An 18057-nucleotide genomic window follows, 5' to 3' on the forward strand; every position below is an offset into this window, starting at 1 on the left:
GGGCTGGGATGGGCGGGATCGAGGGGGCGACTCGGATCGACGGACGCAACGCCCGGGCCGAACGCACCCGGGCGGCGATCGTCGAGGCGCATCTCGCGCTGATCGGCGAGGGGGACCTCCGGCCGACGGGCGAACGGATCGCGGAACGGGCCGGGGTGTCCCTGCGTACCCTCTGGACCAACTTCAAGGACATGGAGACGCTGTTCGAGGCCAGCGGGAACCAGGTGCTGCGCCAGCAGGACGCCGCCTACCGACCGATATCCACCGCGCTGCCGCTGGCCAAGCGGGTCGACGCGTACTGCCGGCCGCGGGCCCGCCTGCTCCAGCTGATCGCGCCCGCCGCCCGCGCCGCGCAGATGCGCGAGCCGGTCTCCCCGCAGCTGCGCCGCAACCGTCTTCTGCACATCGCCCGGGTACGCGCCGAGGTCGAGCAGTTGTTCGCGAACGAGCTGGAACGGGCCGGGGCCGGGCGGGAGCAGTTGGTCAACGCGCTGGTCGCCACCAGCATGTGGCCGACCTGGTCGATGCTGCGGGACGGCCTGGGGTTGGGTGTGGACAATGCCCGTTCGGTGATGACCCGCACCGTCGCCGCCCTGCTGGCGGATCCGACGGCCCGCTGACCGGGGTCGCTGGCGACCGGTAGCAGGCACGCACGGCCGCGGCCGGACAGCCGTGATCTCGGACGCGTTGTCTGAACGGGGTCGCCCGGAAACAGGAAGCGGCCCACGCCGGGTGGATCCGGCGCGGGCCGCTGTTCGTCGTCGCCGCGGTGCGGCGGTCGGGCAGTCGCCCGGTGTGCGGCGTCAGCCGGCGGGCGGGAACGGGTCGTCGCGGTAGGTGTGCTCGGTCTCGATCTGCCCGTCCTGCTTGTGGACGACGAGTTGGCTCGGCTGGTCCGCCTTGGCGGCGTCCCGTCCGGCGCCGAGCGCGCTCTCCTTGGTGTCGTAGTGTCCGACCACCTTCGACCCGTGCTCCACCTTCCAGCCAGCGGCCTCGGGAACAACGTGGTACTCGGTCCGCGCCGTCATCTGCTCCTCCTGGTCGATTGTCGGATGTGGAGCAACTACCCCGAGCGGTACGTCGGAAACACCTCCGCCCGCAGATTGGCACTTCGCAGCGACACGCCACCCGGTCCGGCGACAACACCCCCGGATCCCGCGTACGACAGGGGTGGTCGGTCATACCGGGCCTTGCGACCGAGCAGTCCTGGCTGGGGGACCTGAAAGGCAACGGACAGTGCTGGCGTCGGCGAGGACAGTGACGGCGCTTGACATGCAGCCGTCCGGCTGCATATGGTTCAAGTGCAACTGGATGGCTGCATATTCGGGGGGCCGGGAATGGACGAGGTGTTCAAGGCGCTGGCCGACGGCAGCCGCCGACGGCTGCTCGACAGCCTGAACGCCCGCAACGGGCAGAGCCTGCGCGAGCTGTGCACCGGGCTGGAGATGACCCGGCAGTCCGTGAGCAAGCACCTGGCGGTGCTGGAGGCGGCCAACCTGGTCACCACGCTGTGGCGCGGCCGGGAGAAGTTGCACTACCTCAACGCCGAGCCGATCAACGCCATCGCAGACCGCTGGATCAACCAGTACGACCTCGGCCGGGTGCACGCACTCGCCGACCTCAAGCGAGTATTGGAGCAGGAACCCATGAGCGAACCCGAGTTCGTCTACACCACGTTCATCAACGCCACCCCGGAACGCGTCTGGCAGGCGCTGACCGACCCCGCGTTCACCAGTCGCTACTGGGGCGTCAGCTTCGAGTCCGACTGGCAGGTCGGCTCGGAGGTGGTCTGGGGGCTGCCGAAGGGCGTACGGCTCGTCGACCCGGCGCAGGTGGTGCTGGAGGCCGAGCCGTACCGCCGGTTGGCGTACACCTGGCACAGCCTGAGCCCGGAGTTCGCCAAGGCGTACGACATGGATCCGGCGGAGGTCGCCAAGCTGGCCGAGGAACCGCGTACCAGGGTGAGCTTCGAGATCGAGCCGCACGGGAAGGTGGTCAGGCTGACCGTCGTACACGGTGGTTTCGCGTCCGGAAGCGCACTGCGGGACAGCATCGGCGGCGGCTGGTCCGAGCTGCTCTCCAGCCTCAAGACGCTGCTGGAGACCGGCGAGCCCCTGCCACAGGCGGAGCCCGCCGAGGCGTCGCCGGCCAACGGCTGACCGGCGGGCGCCGGCCGGCGCCCGGCCTCCCCGCGCCTGGTGCGTGCGAGGGGGCCGAGCCGGCCGGCCGACGGATCGCGCGGTGGTCAGTAGCGCCGCAGGACCCGCTTGTCCGCGTCCAGGTCGTGGTCCAGCTTGATCACGATGAACTCGTTGTCGTCGGGCCGTCCCGGGGTCCGACCGGCGGACGACGGGAAGTTGTTGTCGTTGAGCACGGCCAGGGTGCGGTCGTCGAGGATGACCACGTCCTCGATCGTCTGGAACGGGAAGGTGAACCGGGGGCCGAAGCCACCCACCCGCTTCGGGTTGGCGATGTCCATCAGGTCGGCGACCAGCGTCTTGTCGAGCCGGCCGTCCCGGTTCCGGTCCCGCCGGTCGGCCAGGTAGATCTTCTTCGTCTTCGCCGTCGCGCCCTCGCCGTTGTCCCGCTCGATGACCAGGAACCGGTCCTTGTCGACCGCGATCGCGTCGCCGATCGCGTTCGCCGGGGCGTCGAGCAGGTACGTCCAGCGCCGACCCGTGTACGCGTTCGCGGCGATGTCGAACTCGTTGAACCGCAGCGCGCCGGCCGCGTCACCGGCGACCGTTCCCTCCAGCAGCGGATAGAGCGTGCGGCCGTCGGGGGACTGCGCCATGCCCTCGAAGCCCTTGCTGCTGTTCAGATTGGCTGGGGTGTCGCCCCGACCCGGGTTCTCCGGTGCGAAGATCCCCGGCAGCGGCACCGGCGCCTGCAACAGCCGACCGGCCCGGTCGAAGTGCAGCAGGTACGGGCCGAACTCGTCACCGATCCAGTACGTCCCGTCGGCCGTCCGAGTGATCGACTCGATGTCGAAGTCGGCGCCGGTCAGCGCCCGGTCCGGGCGGGTGAGCGGGAACGGGACCTTGCTGTCCGGATCGGTGAGGTTGATCCCGCCGAGCAGGTCCACGGTGCCGGGGCCGAAGTTCGGTCCGACCCGCTGGATCCGGAGCAGGAAGTCGGCGCTGTTCGCCTTGTTGCCGAACCCGTTGTCGGACAGTACGTCGAAGGTGCCGTCGCTGTTACGCAGCACACCGCTGAAGCCCTGGACGGGCTGGTCTGCGAAGGGTGCGGTGATCCCGTTGACCGGCGCCGTACCCAGCAGGGATCCGGCCGGCTCGCTGCCCGGAACGTAGGTCTGCGCGGGCAGCGCGGCGAACCTCAGCAACTCGGCGCGGTCCCAGGTGCTCCGGTCGGCGGCGGACGCCACCCCGGGCATGGCCATCGCCAGGGTCGCCACCGCGACCCCCACGCCGACCCGCTTGATTACTCCCATCGGTCCTCATTTCGTAGCTGGAACTCGCTGGGAGGTTAGGGGCGGCCGGTGAACTGGGTCTGTCCACGAGGCAGTGATCGTCGGAACCCTTCCCGCCTGCGGCCGGTCGCCCGCCCGGTCGGTGTCGGGTCTGGGCGGGTCGGGTTGGATCGGATCGGATCGGGTCGGAGCAGCGCGGAACCCATGCTCCCGATCAGCGCGGGATATCCGGCCCGTGTCGATCGAGCGCCGCTCGTAGTTGGCCGAGCCACTCCGTGCGGAGCTGGCGCCCGTTCGGGAGTTGGTCGCCTCGATCCCAGCGCCACGTCGTGATCATCGCCAGCACGAGGATCCTGCACCCGTGTAGCAGGCCCGGGTTGACATCGGGATAGTGCTCGCCGACTTCTTCGGGCGCATGGGCGAGATCGAATTCGACGGGTCCACGGCAACACGTCTCGAGGTCTATGAACAGCAGCCCGTTCCTCGTGGTCAGCACGTTGCCCGGGTGCGGCTCACCGTGCAGCAACTGCTCGGCTCCACCGCGCTCGCCGATGGCTCGTCTCAGGCTCCGCAACGTGTCGCCCAGGAGCTCCCGGTCCGCGTCGGCGAGCGCAGGCGTACGGTCGCGGTTTGCCACGAGCTGTTGGGCCTGCTCGACCCGATCCGTGAAGTGCGGCGTGGGGACATCGAGCTCGCGCATGCCGCAATGCAGTCGCTTGAGCGTACTGGCGTAGTCGGCCGGAGAGACCTCTGGAGGTGTCGCAGGTTCGTAGTAGGTCCACAGCGTGACCACGTAGCCGTCACGCTCGTAGACGCGTGGCTCGACCCGGGGTTCGAGAGCGGCCGTCGGGCTCCCGGATTCGGCGAGCCGTTGCGCGAGTTCGAGTTCGAACTGCGCGACCTGGTGCGCTACCGGTGCCACGCGGGCCAGGACGTCACAGGGCAGCAGACGCAGGGTGAGCTTGTTCGAGTCGTGAAGGACGATCGCGTCGTCGACTGTCAGGTCCAGTGATCCGGCGATCGACATGGCCGCAGCCACTGCACGCGGGACCTCTGACTCCTGCATCGTCGCCCAGCCCTCTCGCCGTCGGGCGCTGCCGTACTCCACCAGCGGTGCGACCCTGGGCACCGTACCAAGTGAGGCTGGCCGAGCTTCCCGCTCGTAACGTTCCGGCAGCGGGATCGGTACCCTTTTACGCAGCTCAACCACCACCAGGAGACCGATCACTTGTCCAGGAACGCCGAAGCCGTGGTACCGCCGACCGACGGACCGGCCAGCCTGCGTGCCGACTGCGAACGCTGCTTCGGGCTCTGCTGCGTCGTGCCGGCCTTCTCCGCCTCGTCGGATTTCGCGCTCGACAAGCCCGCCGGGCAGGCCTGCCGGAATCTGCAACCGGACTTCCGCTGCGGTATCCACCGCGATCTCCGGGAACGGGGTTTTCCGGGCTGTACGGTCTTCGACTGCTTCGGTGCCGGGCAGCAGGTGTCCCAGGTCACCTTCGGCGGGCGGGACTGGCGTACCGACCCGGAGAACGCGGCGCGGATGTTCGAGGTGTTCCCGGTCATGCGCCAGTTGCACGAGCTGCTCTGGTACCTGACCGAGGCGCTGGCGCTCCGTCCGGCGGACCCGTTGCGTACCGAGCTCGGCGCCGCCCGCGACGAGACTGAGCGACTCGGCGGCGGCGATCCGGAAACCCTCGTCGGACTGGACGTCGCAACACACCGGCAGAACGTCAACGCACTTCTGCTGCGTACCAGCGAACTGGTCCGCAGCCGGGCCGGTCGCAGCGGCAGCGATCACCGGGGAGCGGACCTCGTCGGCGCCGATCTGCGGGGAGCCGACCTGGCCGGCGCCAACCTCCGGGGGGCGTACCTGATCGGGGCCGACCTGCGTGGCGCCGACCTGACGATGGCGGACCTGACCGGTGCCGACCTGCGGGGTGCGAACCTGCGGGGGGCGGACCTGCGCGCCACAATCTTCCTCAACCAGGCCCAGGTCGACGCGGCCAAGGGGGACGTCACCACCGGACTGCCGCCCGCGCTGCGTTCCCCCGCGCACTGGCAGCTCTCGATCACCCCGGCCCGGCGTCCGGCGGGCAAACCGCACCGGAAGCCCCGGCGACGCTGACTCCGGTCCACCGCCAGTGCCGGAACGTGTCGACCTGTCGTCGTCCGACCGCAACAGGTCGACACGTTCCGGCGCTTCCCGACTGTTCAGTGCGCGCGCTTTCCGGCTGGTCAGTGCGCTTCCCGGCTGGTCAGTGCGCGCGCTTTCCGGCTGGTCAGTGCGCGGCGACCGGGGCCGCCTCCGGGGTGATCCCGGTAAGGCGGGCGGGCCGGACGACCAGGAACAGGACGGCCAGCGCTGCCACCATCCCGCCGAAGACCACCGTGCCCATCGCCACGCTGCCGTTGCCCAGGACCCCGACCATCGGCGCCGTCACGGCACCGATGCCGAACTGGATCGCACCGAGCAACGCGGCGGCGGTACCGGCCGCCTCTCCGTGCCGGCTCAGCGCCAGGGCGGGGGCGTTCGGCATGGCGAGGCCGGACGCCGCGAGTACCACCCAGAGCGACAGCAGGATGGTCGGCAGGCCGCCGACACCGGTCGCGGCGAAGCTGAGCAGCGCGAATCCGGCCCCGGTGCCGACGGCCAGCGCGGTGACCAGGATCCGCTGCGGCGAGTACCGGCGCAGCAGTCGGACGTTCAGTTGGGAGGCCGCGATCAGTCCGATCGCGCCCGTCCCGAAGACGAACCCGAACTGCTGCTCGTCGAGGCCGTACTGCTCCTGGAAGACGAAGGAGGAACCGGAGACGTACGCGAACAGTGCGGCCATCGCCAGTCCGGCGACCAGGACCAGGCCCATGAATGTGCGGTCCCGCAGCAACGAGCGGTAGACCCGTCCGGTGCCGAGGATGCCTCCACTGCGGCGCCGGTGCACCGGCAGCGTCTCGGGGAGCTTGAACACCGCGAGGACGACCAGCACGATCCCGAACGCGCCGAGTGCGATGAAGACGCCACGCCAGTCCGTCCAGCCCAGCACCGCACTGCCCAGGGTCGGGGCCAGCACCGGTGCCGCTCCCATGACGAGCATCAGCCGGGAGAAGATCCGGGCGAAGGCGGAGCCGCTGAACAGGTCGCGTACCACCGCCATCGCCACGACCGATGCGGCGGCGGTGCCCAGTCCCTGGAGCACCCGCAGCACACCGAGGGTCCCGATGTTTGGCGCGATGACGCACAGTGCCGATGCGGCCACGTGCAGCACGAGGCCGGCGAGCAGTGGCGTACGCCGGCCGACCGCGTCGGAGAACGGCCCGATCAGCAGTTGACCGAGGGCGAGTCCGGCAAGGGTTCCGGTCAGGGTCAACTGGACCGCTGCCGACCCGGTATGGAAGTCGGCCGCGATGGCGGGAAGCGCCGGCAGGTACATGTCGATCGTCAGGGGCCCGATCGCGATCAGCGAGCCGAGCACGAGGACGAGCCGCAGCCGCTGCCGGCCGTCCATCAGATCGCCCGGCGTCCGTGCTGGCGCGAGCGTCTCGACGGGCTCAGCGGTGACGGTCATGGGGTCCTTCCGGCGGTCGGTCGTACGTCAGGGCGGGCGGGAACAGCGAGAATCACACCTGCCAGCAACCGCTGGGGCCCCGGCACATTCCCGGTTGATCAAGAGGTAACCGACCTCACATGCGCTGAGCCCGTACCGGCCGGATCGGTTCGGACATCACGGAGAATGAGGGACACCCGGCCGAGCCGGGTGATGGCGACGCGGCGGGCGTCGTACCGCTGCTTCGGGGTGGCCATTGTCTGCTGCCGGCCGGGGTGGTGTCCGCTCCGTGCCCACCAGCGGTCATGTTCTCAGGAGGATCGGGTGGTGCGCCCGTACAACCGGGCGACGTCGGGCGAGTCGAGCCAGGCGTGGAAGGTCGGTCCCTGCGGCCAGCCCTCCGGAGAGTCTTGCCACTCCTCCTGTCGCCCGTAGGGCAGCACATCGGCCAGGGGGAACGTGAACGTGAGCTGTTCGACGCCGCGACCGGTCGTGTGCCAGGTGCGGTAGACGGTCTCGCCGTCGCGCAGGAAGACGTTCACCGCGAACCCACCGCCGGACGGCGCGTCGACGTCGGCCCCGAACGGGCTGTCGGCGGTGGAGTACCACGTCATCGTGTTGCCGACGCGTTCGGCGTAGGCGAGGGCCGCGTCGATCGGGCCCTGGGTAACGATCACGAACCGCGCGTCGTAGTTGTCGAGGAAGTCCAGCCGGGTGAACGACGAGGTAAGGCTGGTGCAGCCGCCGCACTGCCACTCGGCGTCCGGATCCCACATGTGGTTGTAGACGATCAACTGTGACCTGCCGTCGAAGATATCGACGAGCCGAACCGGTCCCTCGGCGCCGACCAGGGTGTATGCCGGCATTCTCACCATCGGGAGCCTTCGTCGCTCGGCGGCGATCGCGTCGAGTTCCCGGGTGGCCGCCTTTTCGCGCTCGCGCAGCTCGTCGAGCGCCCTGTTCCAGGTTGGGTGGTCGACAACGGGTGGCATAGCCATGATCAACATCTCCCTCGTTCGGCTCTGTTACAGGTACCCAAAGAATCCGTCGGGGTCACACCCGGAGCCGACGGGCGCCCGTACGGCAAAGAGGGTCCGGCTACCGGCCACCGGCCACCGGCTACCGGCGGGCGGTGGCGCGGTGCCGGCGGACCGCGTCGCGATTCGCGCAGCGGGGCGAGCAGTAGCGCTGTTTGCCGCCCCGCGAGGTGTCGACATAGACGATCTCGCAGTCGTTTCCGGCGCAGCGGCCGAGCCGGTCCATTCCGCGTCCCGCGAGGTGCAGCGCGGTACCGACACTCACCAGGGCCCGGAGCACCGAGCCGAGCGACACGCCCTCGTCGCGGTAGTGCAGGTGCCAGCCGGTGCCGCCATGATCGGTGAGCCGGGGGTACGCGGAGGCCGCTGCCAGCAGCCGGTTGACCAGGGCCGCCCGCCGTGCCGGTTCGGTGGCGTCGGCGACCTCGCACCACGCGTCGACGAGTTCGAGCGCGACGGCCAGGTCCCGGTCCCCGACCGGCATGTCGATGACCAGGCCGGCGGCGGCGCAGCGGCGTACCAGTTCGGGCAGGGACCGAGGTCGGTCGTTGGCCAGATCCGCGATCAGCCGGACCGCATCCTGGCCGTAAGGGTTGAGATGCACAATGCCATTACAGCAGGCTCGCTCCATGACCTACGAGAACGGGCACGACTGGCAGACCCGATCGCGCCACTGGACCAGTGACGGAATCGTGAGCTACCAGTCGTGCCACTGCGGGGCGTGGCGCCTGCTGACCGGGCCGGTGCGGCTGGCGCCGGTGGCGACCGCGGCTACTCGTGATGCAGCACCCTGGCGATTGGAAGACGCGCGGCCGAACGAGCCGGAACCAACGCACCGAGGACGGCTATGACGACGCCGGCCAGCGCCAGAAGGGCCAACTGCGGCGGATGCCAGACATCCTTCATCGATTCCGGAAACGCGACCACCGCGACGTTGTCCACGATCAGGCGGTGCGCGACGATCCCGAGCGGGATCCCCGACAGCCCGCCGACCACGCCCAGCGCCGCCACGGACGTCACCGTCATCACCACGACCTGGCGTGGCGTCATCCCGATCGACTTGAGCATTCCCAGGTCACGGCGGCGCTCCCGAACCGTCAACAGCACCGTGTTGAAGACGCCGAGCGCGGCGACGATGGTCAGCAGAACGGTGAACACCGACGCGAAGCCGACGACCGTCGTGGTGACGGTGTTCCCCGAGCCCAGCAGTGCCGGGTGGAGGCCCGGGTCGGCCGTCCTGACCGCGTCGAGATACGCCTTGGCGTCGGCGCCGGGCGCGAGCGTGACCGTGTAGTCGACCGCCTGGGTGTCCGGACCGAGCAGTTGCAGCGTCGACCAGTTGGAGTCGACGGCCCGGGGATTGCCGCTCACGGTCTCCCCGACGATCGTCGCGGGCACCTGCCGGCCGTGCACGTCCAGCGTGATCCGGTCGCCGACGGCCAGCCCGTGCTGACGCAGGAACGACGGTCCCGCCACCACCTCGCCGGGTCCTTCCGGCAGGTGCCCCGCGACCATCTGCGCGGCGGCGGCCGAGGTGTCGCCACGGTAGAAGTTGACGAACCGGGCCTGCGGATATCCGACCAGACGTACCTGGAGGAGGGCCCGGGCGGTAACCCGGTCCGCGCCCGGAAGGCCCCGCAGCAGCTCGTCGATCTGGGAGTCGGTCAGCTTCGGCGCCGTGCGGCGGTTGGCCGTACTCCCCACCTCCACCTGGATCCGGGCGGCACCGTCGACCCGGCCGGCCGCGCCGAAGGCGACCATGGTGCTGGTCAGGCCGGTCGTCAGGGTCACCGCCGTCACCCCCAGGACGATCGCCGCCACGGTCATGACGGCGCGGCCGGGCCGGGTGAACGGCTGGGCCAGGCCCAGGACGACGGGGCGTGGCAGCCGGGTGTTGCTGAGCCGGCGCTGTACCCGCAGGCCGCGTCCGGCCCGCGGCGCGCTGCCCGCGCTGATCGCCTGCGCCGCGGGAAGCCAGTGCGCGCGCAGCGCGGGAATCAGCGCGGTGACCACGACGACGGCGGGCATGCCGAGCAGGCAGGCGACGGGTGCCCAGGGGCGCGGGCCGATCGCGGCGCTGCCGGTCTCGACCCCGGAGAACGCCATCTGGAGTACGGGCGACGCCAGCAGGGAGCCGAGCAGGGTGCCGAGAAGACAACCGACGGTCCCGGGTACGGCGACCATCGCGAGATAGACCGCGACCACCTGGTTCGGGGTGAAGCCGATGGCCTTGAGCACGCCGATGTGTCGGTACCCGGAGACGACCGCCCCGCTGACCACGTTCCCGATGATCAGGACGGAGACCACGAGGCCGAGCACGCCGAACACCATCATCAGCGGAAGATAGGAGTCCGCCTGTGCCGAGAACGCCTGCTTCAGGGCGAGGTACGACTGCACGTTCGTCAGTGAGCCCTCGGCCAGCCCGGCGGTTGCCTCGGCCAGCCCGGCGTCCACCTGCGCCTCCGTGTCGGAAGCCCGGAAGCGGTAGAGCATCTGGACGGCCGTCGGACGCAACGCGGGCATCTGCTCCGGTACGACCCAGGCATCGGCGGACTTGGTCATGCTGCTGGCGAAGCCGACGAGGCGTAGCGGCGGGGCGCCGTCCACCTCGACAGTGGAGCCGAGCAGTTCCGGGCGTGGTGTGCCCTGATGCCCCAGGTTGACGACGATCTCGCCGGGGGCGGTGACCCAGCGCCCCAGCCGAAGATCGAGCCGGTCCACCGGGCCGGCCGGATCGGCTCGGCCCACCACGGTCCGGGCACCGGCGGGTTGCCCGTTCCAGTCCTCGGAGATCTCGACGACGGCCTGGTCGAAGGGGCCGGCGGCGGCCTCGACACCTGGCCGCTGCCCGGTCTGCGCCAACGCCGCGCCCGAGGTCCTGGTGGGGTCGAAGACCGCCACCGCATGCGCGCCGCGTTGCGCGGCGAAGGCCCGGTCGAAGGGCGCCGACGCGGAGCCGAGCAGGGTCAGCGCGAGCAGGACCGTCGTGCTGGAGCAGAGGACGACGAGCCCGATGACGACCGTCTGAGGTCGGCGTCGTCTCACCGCCGCCCGCGATGCCCGCCAGACCGCACCCCAGCCCGTCGATCGCCCGCCACGCCCGCTCACGCGACCGGCTCCGGCGTGGTCTCCCGAACCACCCGTCCGTCGGCCATCTCGATCAGGCGGCTGGCGCAGCGGGTGGCCAGTCGCGAGTCGTGGGTGACGATCAACAGGGTCTGCCCGGTCTGATGAAGGGCGACCAGCAGGTCCATCACCTGCTCACCCGAGCGGCTGTCCAGCGCACCCGTCGGTTCGTCGGCCAGGAGCAGGTCCGGACGGTTCATCAGGGCCCTGGCCACCGCGACCCGCTGGCGCTCGCCGCCACTCAGCGTGCCCGGATAGCTGTCCTTCAGTTTGGCGACGCCGAGTTCGTCGAGGAGTTCGAGCGCACGCGTACGGGCCCGCCGGGACGGAACGCCGGTCAACTGCGCGGCCAGCGCGACGTTGTCCAGCGCCGGCAGGTCGTCGAGCAGGTTGAAGAACTGGAAGATCATGCCGATCCGCCGGCGTCGGAACAGCGCCAGACCCGTCTCGCCCAGCCTCCCGAGGTCTTCGTCGTGTACGGCTATCGTTCCGCCCGTTGGTCGGTCGAGGCCGGCGATCATGTTGAGCAGAGTGGACTTGCCACAGCCGGACGGCCCCATCACCGCGACCGCCTCCCCGGCACGGATCTGCATCGACACCCCGGACAACGCGCTGGTGCCGGCGTACTCCCTGTGCACGTCGTCGAGCCGTACGACGACCTGTCCTCTGCTGCTGTCGCTGGTCATGGCACGAAAACTAGGTGTGGTGGCCGCACTGCGGCATCAACCTGGAGAGCCAACCCGCCGGGTAGTCCCGGAGTGGGACCCGCTAGCTCGAACGGACGACGTCAGCGCCCGTCACCGCCCCTACCGGCTTCCAGGCGCACGGCGAGGCGGCCCTTCGCCGTAGGCCAGTCGTCGTCGATCATCGCGTAGCTGACCGTGTCCCGCCAGGACCCGTCGGCGCGACGGCGGTGCTTGCGCAGGACACCCTCCCGGACCGCGCCCAGCCCTTCGATCGCCGCCTGGGCCCGGACGTTGAGAATGTCGGTGACCCACACCACACGGACCGCGCCGAGTGTTTCGAAGGCGAACGTCATCATCAGAAGTTTGGATTCGACGTTCGCGCCGCTGCGCCACCATCGCTGACCCAGCCAGGTGTAACCGATCGTCACCGTGCGCAGCGTCGGGTCGGGATTGACAAACGACGTCGTACCGGCGAACTCTCCGGTCGGCACGTCGATCTGGGCGTACGGCAGCCGTACACCGCGAGCCCGGGCGGCGAGTGCGGCGGTGACGTGCCTGGTCGCGTCATCGAGAGTGACGGGTTGCGCGAGCGCACCACCGGGCGGGCTCTGCCAACGGAAGATGTCGGCTGCCTGCTCCGGCGAACCCGTCGCCGCGAGATACCCCGCCGCGTGCTCACACGTCAACGGCTCGAGCCGGATCCTCGAACCGGTCATCGTCGGCATCGCATACCAGAGGTTGTCGTCCGTCACGCGTCGCATGGTGGCAGCCGACGATGCGGCACGCTCGTTGATTTCCACCGGCGGGCGGCCGGCGGTCCACCAGAGGGTGGGCGCCCGGTGCTCAATATCCGGCCGGGCGTACCAGGCCGGTCTCGTACGCGAAGACGGCGGCCTGGGTGCGGTCGCGCAGGCCGAGCTTGGTCAGGATCCGACCCACGTGGGTCTTCACGGTCTGTTCGGCGACGACCAGGTGCGCGGCGATCTCCGCATTGGACAGGCCCTGGGCGATCAGCGACAGCACCTCGGTCTCGCGTTCGGTCAGCTCGCCCACGCGATCCTTCCGCGGGGTCCGGGGTGCGCCCGCCGTTCGGGAGAACTCGGCGATCAGCCGCTTGGTGATGTTCGGCGACAGCAGCGCGTCGCCGGCGGCGACCACCCGTACCGCATGGGCGAGTTCGGCGGCCGAGGCGTCTTTGAGCAGGAAGCCGGACGCGCCCGCGCGCAGCGCCTCGTAGACGTACTCGTCGAGGTCGAAGGTGGTCAGCACCAGGACCTTGACGGTCGTCCCGGCGGCTTCGGTGAGCCGGCGGGTCGCCTCGATGCCGCCGAGCACGGGCATCCGGATGTCCATCAGCACGACGTCGGGAGCCAGTTCGGTGACCCTGGTGACGGCGTCGGCGCCGTCCACGGCCTGACCGACCACCTCGATGTCGGGTTCCGCGTTCAGCAGCACCGTGAAGCCCTGCCGGACCAGCATCTGGTCGTCGGCGATCAGGACGCGAATGCTCGTCATGCGGTGTCCTCGGCATAATCGGCGGGCTGTTGCAGGGTCGGGGCCGGCAGGGTCGCGAACACTTCGTAGCCGCCGTCCGGGGTCGGCCCGCTGGCCAGTATTCCGCCGAGCATGGTGACCCGCTCCCGCATGCCAAGCAGGCCGTGGCCGGCACCCGGCGAGGGTCCGGCGGGCCGGGCCGGCGCGGTGTTGCTGATCCGGATGGTGAGGCTCGTCGGGTCGTACCCGATCAGCACCCGCGCGGTCGCGCCCGGCGCGTGCCGGATCGCGTTGCTGAGCGCCTCCTGCACGAGCCGGAACGCCGACAGTTCGACACCCGGCGCCAGCGGGCGTGGCTCGCCGGTGGTCTCGGTGCTGACCGTGACGCCAGCGGCGCGTAGGTTGCCGACCAGGTCGTCCAGCCGGTCGAGGGTTGGCTGCGGCGCGTGCCGGGCCTCCTCGGACCGCGCGTCCTCCACGCGAAGCACCCCGAGTACCCGGCGCAGTTCGGTGAGCGCCTCTTTCGCGTTCTGCCGGATGCCCGCGAGGTTCTCCTTCAGTTCCTCCGGCGGATCGTCGACCAGGTGCGGGGCGACCTGTGCCTGGATGGAGATCACCGACAGGTGGTGGGCGACGACGTCGTGCAGTTCGCGGGCGATCCGACCACGCTCCTCGAGTACGGTGCGCCGGGTCCGCTCCTCGGCGGCGACCTCCGTCTGCGCGAGCAGTTGACTCCGGGCCACCCGTCGGGCGCGCAGGATCGCGCCGAACGCCGCCGTGGCGGCGAACACCACCACGGCCCGTCCGAGCTCCGTGTAGAACACCGTGGCGGCCCAGCCGATATCCGGACTGCCGTGTACCTCGAATTTCGTGCACGCCAAGCTGGCCAGCGTGGTGATCAGCAGCGTCTCGACCACTGCCCGGGGACGGACCCGCAACGCCAGCAGGAAGAGCACCGCGGCGTGCGGGACGACAGCGGAGAGGCCCCAGGGGTACGGATCACCGAAGACCAGCGTCCCGACGATCAGCGCCGAGGTCGCCATCCACCAGGCCGGGACGGGCCGGAACATCGCCACGATCAGCGCTGCCGCCTGAACCCCGACGACTATGGTCGCCGATCTATCAGTGCCCGCTCCGTACAGGTGGCCATTCATGTTGGCGAACGTGAGTGCCGCGAACCCCGCCACCAGGACGTGTGGCAGCCGGGCCAGCCAGCGGGGTCGTGTCATCCGGGGCAGCGGGTCCGCCGCCGTCGTCCACAGGTCCTCACGCATGGCTCTCGGCACCGCCCGAGCGGCGTTGGTCAGCCGCCTTCCAGCGCCCATGCTCATCAGCCCCATCCTAGGTACACCCGGCCGTGACCTGGGCGGTTGGACCCCTTGCCGAAGCTATGGCCCAGCCAGTCTCGTCCGCGTCCCGCCACAGGGTGCACTTCCCGGGTAGCCCTCAAGGACTACGGACCGGGCGAGCCTTCCAAGCTCGGAGACCAACTGTGGAAGAGGAACGGCCTTCCGGGAGACCGTGGCCAGATCCTTACCCTCGGCGGTCCATGGCGGTGGGAAGATGCTGAGGCCCTGGTCAGGAGAGGGCGGCCACCTTCGCCTTCCAGCCCGGCCAGCGCAGCGTGTCGTAGAACCGGGTCATCGAGCCGGCGAGCATCGCGTGGAGCCAGTCCGCGTACCCCTGCTCCAGGTCCTGCCAGTCGAGCTCGTCGGGCGCGAAGTAGTGCACGGTCGGTGGCGTACCGGGACTGGCGTACCGGGACGGGCCCTGGCCCAGACGAACTGGCCGCCCAGGACGTCGTGCCCGACCAGCAGTTCGCCGCTGGCCGGATCCGTGCCGGCCAGCACGTCCGGCAACCCGGTGCCGCCGGTGCCGAGTACCCGCAGCCACCCGTGGTCCACGAGCAGTCCGCCCGAGTGCGCCACGACGGCGCCCAGCCACGACCTCGTGGTGATCTCCGACCGGGCCAGGCAGTTCTCCGCCTGAACGGGATCCGTCGGCAGCACCCGTACCGGGTACGGCGACGCCGCGACGGCCGCCGAAACTTCCGCCCACGCCGATGTCTCCATCCGAGGCAGCCTGCCAGAGCGGGCGGCCCGTGGGCGGCGGCAGCCTGCCCGGGGTGGCCATCGCCACTTAACGGCCGTCGGCCGGGTCGAGATGTCGCGCCACGGCAACCGCTGATCTAGGGTTGTGGCCCAGCCGGGGATGCACATATTGAGCAGTGGTTGCAACACTTGCAACAGATGGGGGTGCCGTGACATCGGTGGCGACGGCCGGTGAGCAGCCTTCGACACCGCTCGACGCGATCTGCGTCGGCGAGACGATGGCGATGGTGACGCCGACCCCCGGGGGGCGGCTGGACGCGGCGTCGACCTTCGTACTGCGGGCCGGCGGTGCCGAGTCCAACGTCGCGATGTTCCTGGCGGCGCTGGGCCACCGGGCGGCCTGGGCCAGCCGGGTCGGCGCCGATCCACTGGGCGGGCTCGTCGTCGAGCAGGTCGCCGCGACGGGCGTGGACACATCGCTGGTCGAGGTCGACCACACCCGTCCCACCGGCGTCTACCTGAAGGACCCCGGGCCCGCCGGCACCAAGGTCTACTACTACCGTCGCGGCTCGGCGGCGGCCAGCATGGACCCGGTGTACGCGGCGCGGATCAGCGCGGTGCCGTCGGCCGTACTGCACCTGAGCGGCATCACCGCCGCGCTGTCGGAAAGCTGCCGGCAGCTCGTGGACCAACTGCTCCTCGCCGGCCCGGATGCCCGACGGCTGATCTCGTTCGACGTCAACTACCGACCGGCGCTCTGGGACGGGCGGGCCGGCGCCGACCTGCTCCGGTTGGCCCAGGCCGCCGACGTGGTCTTCGTCGGACTCGACGAGGCGGCGCAACTGTGGGACGTCCGGACGCCGCAGGACGTTCGGACGTTGATCAACCTGCCCGGCACGCTGGTGGTGAAGAACGGCTCCGTGGATGCCGTCGCGTTCCACCGCGACGGCGTCAGCGTCGAGCCGGCCCGACCGGTCGACGTGGTGGAACCGGTCGGTGCCGGTGACGCCTTCGCCGCGGGATGGCTCTCCGCGGCGCTGCGCGGCCTGGGCCAGCCCGCCCGGCTGAAGCTGGGGCACCTCGTCGCCGGCGCCGCACTCGGCTCCGTCGGGGACTTCGCCGCACTTCCGCCCGTCGACGCCATCTGCGCGACGCTCGGTATCGAACCGGACAGCTGGCGCAGCCCCGCCGAAGTGGCCTGATCGGGAGCCCGTGGCGATGTCACAGACCGTTCGACGCGCACTGAGCATCATCGAGTTCTTCGCCGAGCGGCCCCGCTCACTCGGCGAGATCGCCGAGCATCTCGGCGTACACAAGTCGACCGCGCTGCGGCTGTTGCAGACGCTGGAACGCGGCGGCTTCGCCCGGTCGGTCGACGGCCGGTACACCGTCGGCTTCCGGATGGTGGCGATCGCCCATCAGGCGGTGGAACACCTCGAACTGCATCCGGTCGCCCATCCGCACCTCGTCCGGCTGGGCGACCGGTACGGCCACACCGTCCACCTCGCCCAACTGGTCGACGACGAGATCATCTACGTGGCCAAGGTCGACGGGCGGGGGGCCCTGAAGATGCGGTCCCGGGTCGGCCGGGCGGTGAACCCGCACACCTCGGGCGTCGGCAAGGCCATCCTGGCGCACCTCGACGAACCGTCCCGGGACCGGTTCCTGGCGAGGCTCACGTACCAGCGCCACACCGCGACCTCCATCACCACCCCTGCGGCGTTCCGCCAGGAGCTGGCGCGGATCGCCGAGCGTGGCTGGGCCGAGGACGACGGCGAGTTCGAGGACTTCGTCAACTGTGTCGCCGCCCCGGTCCGCGATGCCCGGGGCCGCGTCGTCGCGGCGGCGTCGATCACCGCACTGCGTGCCCTCGCCCCGCTGGACCAGCTTCGCGAACACCTACCGCAACTGACCGAGACCTGTGCCGCGATCTCCCGGGACCTCGGCTGGACCGGAGATCAACGACCATGAACGGAGGAACGGTGGACAGCCACGCGACGACCTTCTTCGACAATCTCTTCGTCGACCAACCGGTGATGGCGATCCTGCGTGGCCTGCCACCCGCGCAGACCGTCGCACTCTGCGAGCGGGCCTGGGACAGCGGCATCGACGTGGTGGAGGTGCCGGTGCAGAGCGCGGACGCGCTGCCGTCCCTGCACGCCGCCATCGCCGCCGGCCGGGAACGCGCCCGGCCGGTCGGCGCCGGCACGGTCGTCACCCCGGAGCAGGCGAGGACGGTGTACGAGGCCGGCGCGGTCTTCACCGTCGCGCCCGGGTACGACCCGGAGGTCGCCGCCGAGTGCGCCGCGCTCGGTCTGGCCCACCTGCCCGGTGTGGCCACCTCGTCGGAGATCGGCCAGGCGGTTCGGACCGGTCACACCTGGTTGAAGGCGTTTCCCGCCAGCGAACTGGGCACCGGCTGGATCCGTGCCCAGCTCGCACCCTTTCCGACGGTGAGGTTCGTCGCGACCGGCGGGATCGACGCCGACAACGCGGCCGATTTCCTCGCCGCCGGCTGCCGGGTGGTGGCCGTCGGCTCCGCATTGCAGGACCCCCGCCAACTCGATCTGCTCGCCGGGCTGACCGCGGCCCGCTAGCGGCCTCAGGTGTTAGGAAGGGACCCTTCTTCTACAGAAAACGATAAGCGGGGGCCCTTCCTTACATCTGGGTGCGTACGCTCTGCCGGAT

The 18057-nt window shown here is 70.4% G+C and carries 18 protein-coding genes and 1 pseudogene; 6 read left to right on the forward strand and 13 right to left on the reverse strand.

Annotated features, from left to right (window positions below):
• Window positions 1-8: 8 nt before the first annotated feature.
• A complete protein-coding gene (locus tag I0C86_RS01245; RefSeq protein ID WP_196199319.1) occupies window positions 9-620 on the forward strand; it encodes a TetR/AcrR family transcriptional regulator in 612 nt (203 codons plus the stop codon).
• Window positions 621-803: 183 nt separating this feature from the next.
• Here the strand turns inward: I0C86_RS01245 and I0C86_RS01250 are convergent, their stop codons facing one another.
• Entirely contained in the window at window positions 804-1028 is a 225-nt protein-coding gene (locus I0C86_RS01250) for a DUF2188 domain-containing protein (protein WP_196199304.1), read from the reverse strand.
• Window positions 1029-1337: 309 nt separating this feature from the next.
• On the opposite strand from I0C86_RS01250, the gene I0C86_RS01255 reads away from it, so the two are divergent.
• Complete coding sequence (locus I0C86_RS01255) at window positions 1338-2159, forward strand: ArsR/SmtB family transcription factor (RefSeq protein WP_196199306.1); 822 nt, start codon at window positions 1338-1340, stop codon at window positions 2157-2159.
• Between the two features lie 86 nt (window positions 2160-2245).
• On the opposite strand, the gene I0C86_RS01260 is transcribed toward I0C86_RS01255, so the two are convergent.
• Together I0C86_RS01260 and I0C86_RS01265 are read right to left on the reverse strand one after the other, a co-directional pair.
• The gene (locus I0C86_RS01260; protein WP_196199307.1) at window positions 2246-3451 is read right to left on the reverse strand and encodes an esterase-like activity of phytase family protein; all 1206 of its coding nucleotides are present in this window, start codon (window positions 3449-3451) and stop codon (window positions 2246-2248) included.
• A 193-nt stretch (window positions 3452-3644) separates the two neighbouring features.
• Window positions 3645-4658: a phosphotransferase enzyme family protein gene (locus tag I0C86_RS01265; protein ID WP_323373401.1), complete on the reverse strand. Its 1014-nt coding sequence runs from the start codon at window positions 4656-4658 to the stop codon at window positions 3645-3647.
• Between I0C86_RS01265 and I0C86_RS01270 the strand changes: the two genes are divergently transcribed.
• Window positions 4659-5558 carry a pentapeptide repeat-containing protein gene (locus tag I0C86_RS01270; RefSeq protein WP_230393333.1) on the forward strand — a complete coding sequence of 300 codons (900 nt, stop codon included), beginning with the start codon at window positions 4659-4661 and terminating at the stop codon, window positions 5556-5558.
• Between the two features lie 154 nt (window positions 5559-5712).
• Here I0C86_RS01270 and I0C86_RS01275 read toward each other — a convergent pair whose 3' ends face one another.
• The 10 genes and pseudogenes from I0C86_RS01275 to I0C86_RS44810 form a co-directional block, all read right to left on the reverse strand.
• Window positions 5713-6996: a multidrug effflux MFS transporter gene (locus tag I0C86_RS01275; protein WP_407676252.1), complete on the reverse strand. Its 1284-nt coding sequence runs from the start codon at window positions 6994-6996 to the stop codon at window positions 5713-5715.
• A 290-nt stretch (window positions 6997-7286) separates the two neighbouring features.
• Window positions 7287-7973 carry a DUF899 domain-containing protein gene (locus I0C86_RS01280; protein WP_230393334.1) on the reverse strand — a complete coding sequence of 229 codons (687 nt, stop codon included), beginning with the start codon at window positions 7971-7973 and terminating at the stop codon, window positions 7287-7289.
• A gap of 121 nt (window positions 7974-8094) precedes the next feature.
• Window positions 8095-8616: a CGNR zinc finger domain-containing protein gene (locus I0C86_RS01285; protein WP_196199312.1), complete on the reverse strand. Its 522-nt coding sequence runs from the start codon at window positions 8614-8616 to the stop codon at window positions 8095-8097.
• Between the two features lie 167 nt (window positions 8617-8783).
• On the reverse strand, window positions 8784-11057 hold the full coding sequence (locus I0C86_RS01290) for an ABC transporter permease (RefSeq protein WP_323373402.1): 2274 nt from the start codon (window positions 11055-11057) through the stop codon (window positions 8784-8786).
• 59 nt (window positions 11058-11116) lie between these two features.
• Complete coding sequence (locus I0C86_RS01295) at window positions 11117-11824, reverse strand: ABC transporter ATP-binding protein (RefSeq protein WP_196199314.1); 708 nt, start codon at window positions 11822-11824, stop codon at window positions 11117-11119.
• A 101-nt stretch (window positions 11825-11925) separates the two neighbouring features.
• Window positions 11926-12576 (reverse strand): GNAT family N-acetyltransferase, encoded by a 651-nt coding sequence (locus I0C86_RS01300; protein ID WP_323373403.1) that lies wholly within the window; start codon window positions 12574-12576, stop codon window positions 11926-11928.
• Between the two features lie 91 nt (window positions 12577-12667).
• Window positions 12668-13339 (reverse strand): response regulator, encoded by a 672-nt coding sequence (locus I0C86_RS01305; protein WP_196199315.1) that lies wholly within the window; start codon window positions 13337-13339, stop codon window positions 12668-12670.
• Window positions 13336-14649, reverse strand: a complete 1314-nt coding sequence (locus tag I0C86_RS01310; RefSeq protein ID WP_196199316.1) for a sensor histidine kinase — start codon at window positions 14647-14649, stop codon at window positions 13336-13338. The genes I0C86_RS01305 and I0C86_RS01310 overlap by 4 nt, the downstream gene beginning before the upstream one ends.
• 247 nt (window positions 14650-14896) lie before the next feature.
• Window positions 14897-15049 (reverse strand): DUF2625 family protein, encoded by a 153-nt coding sequence (locus tag I0C86_RS44295; RefSeq protein WP_323373404.1) that lies wholly within the window; start codon window positions 15047-15049, stop codon window positions 14897-14899.
• A gap of 59 nt (window positions 15050-15108) precedes the next feature.
• Window positions 15109-15585: pseudogene (locus I0C86_RS44810) on the reverse strand (DUF2625 family protein); the annotation flags it as partial.
• Here I0C86_RS44810 and I0C86_RS01320 point away from each other — a divergent pair.
• Genes I0C86_RS01320 through I0C86_RS01330 form a run of 3 tightly spaced genes read left to right on the forward strand, consistent with a single transcriptional unit; the run spans window position 15579 to window position 17966 of the window.
• Complete coding sequence (locus I0C86_RS01320) at window positions 15579-16571, forward strand: sugar kinase (protein WP_323373405.1); 993 nt, start codon at window positions 15579-15581, stop codon at window positions 16569-16571. The pseudogene I0C86_RS44810 and the gene I0C86_RS01320 sit on opposite strands and share 7 nt — an antisense overlap.
• Before the next feature lie 16 nt (window positions 16572-16587).
• Window positions 16588-17340, forward strand: coding sequence for an IclR family transcriptional regulator (locus tag I0C86_RS01325; protein ID WP_196199317.1), 753 nt, complete (start codon window positions 16588-16590; stop codon window positions 17338-17340).
• Window positions 17341-17351: 11 nt separating this feature from the next.
• On the forward strand, window positions 17352-17966 hold the full coding sequence (locus I0C86_RS01330) for a bifunctional 4-hydroxy-2-oxoglutarate aldolase/2-dehydro-3-deoxy-phosphogluconate aldolase (protein WP_323373406.1): 615 nt from the start codon (window positions 17352-17354) through the stop codon (window positions 17964-17966).
• Window positions 17967-18057: the final 91 nt, after the last annotated feature.

This window comes from Plantactinospora alkalitolerans, assembly GCF_015690345.1.
Taxonomy (GTDB): Bacteria; Actinomycetota; Actinomycetes; order Mycobacteriales; family Micromonosporaceae; genus Plantactinospora; species Plantactinospora alkalitolerans.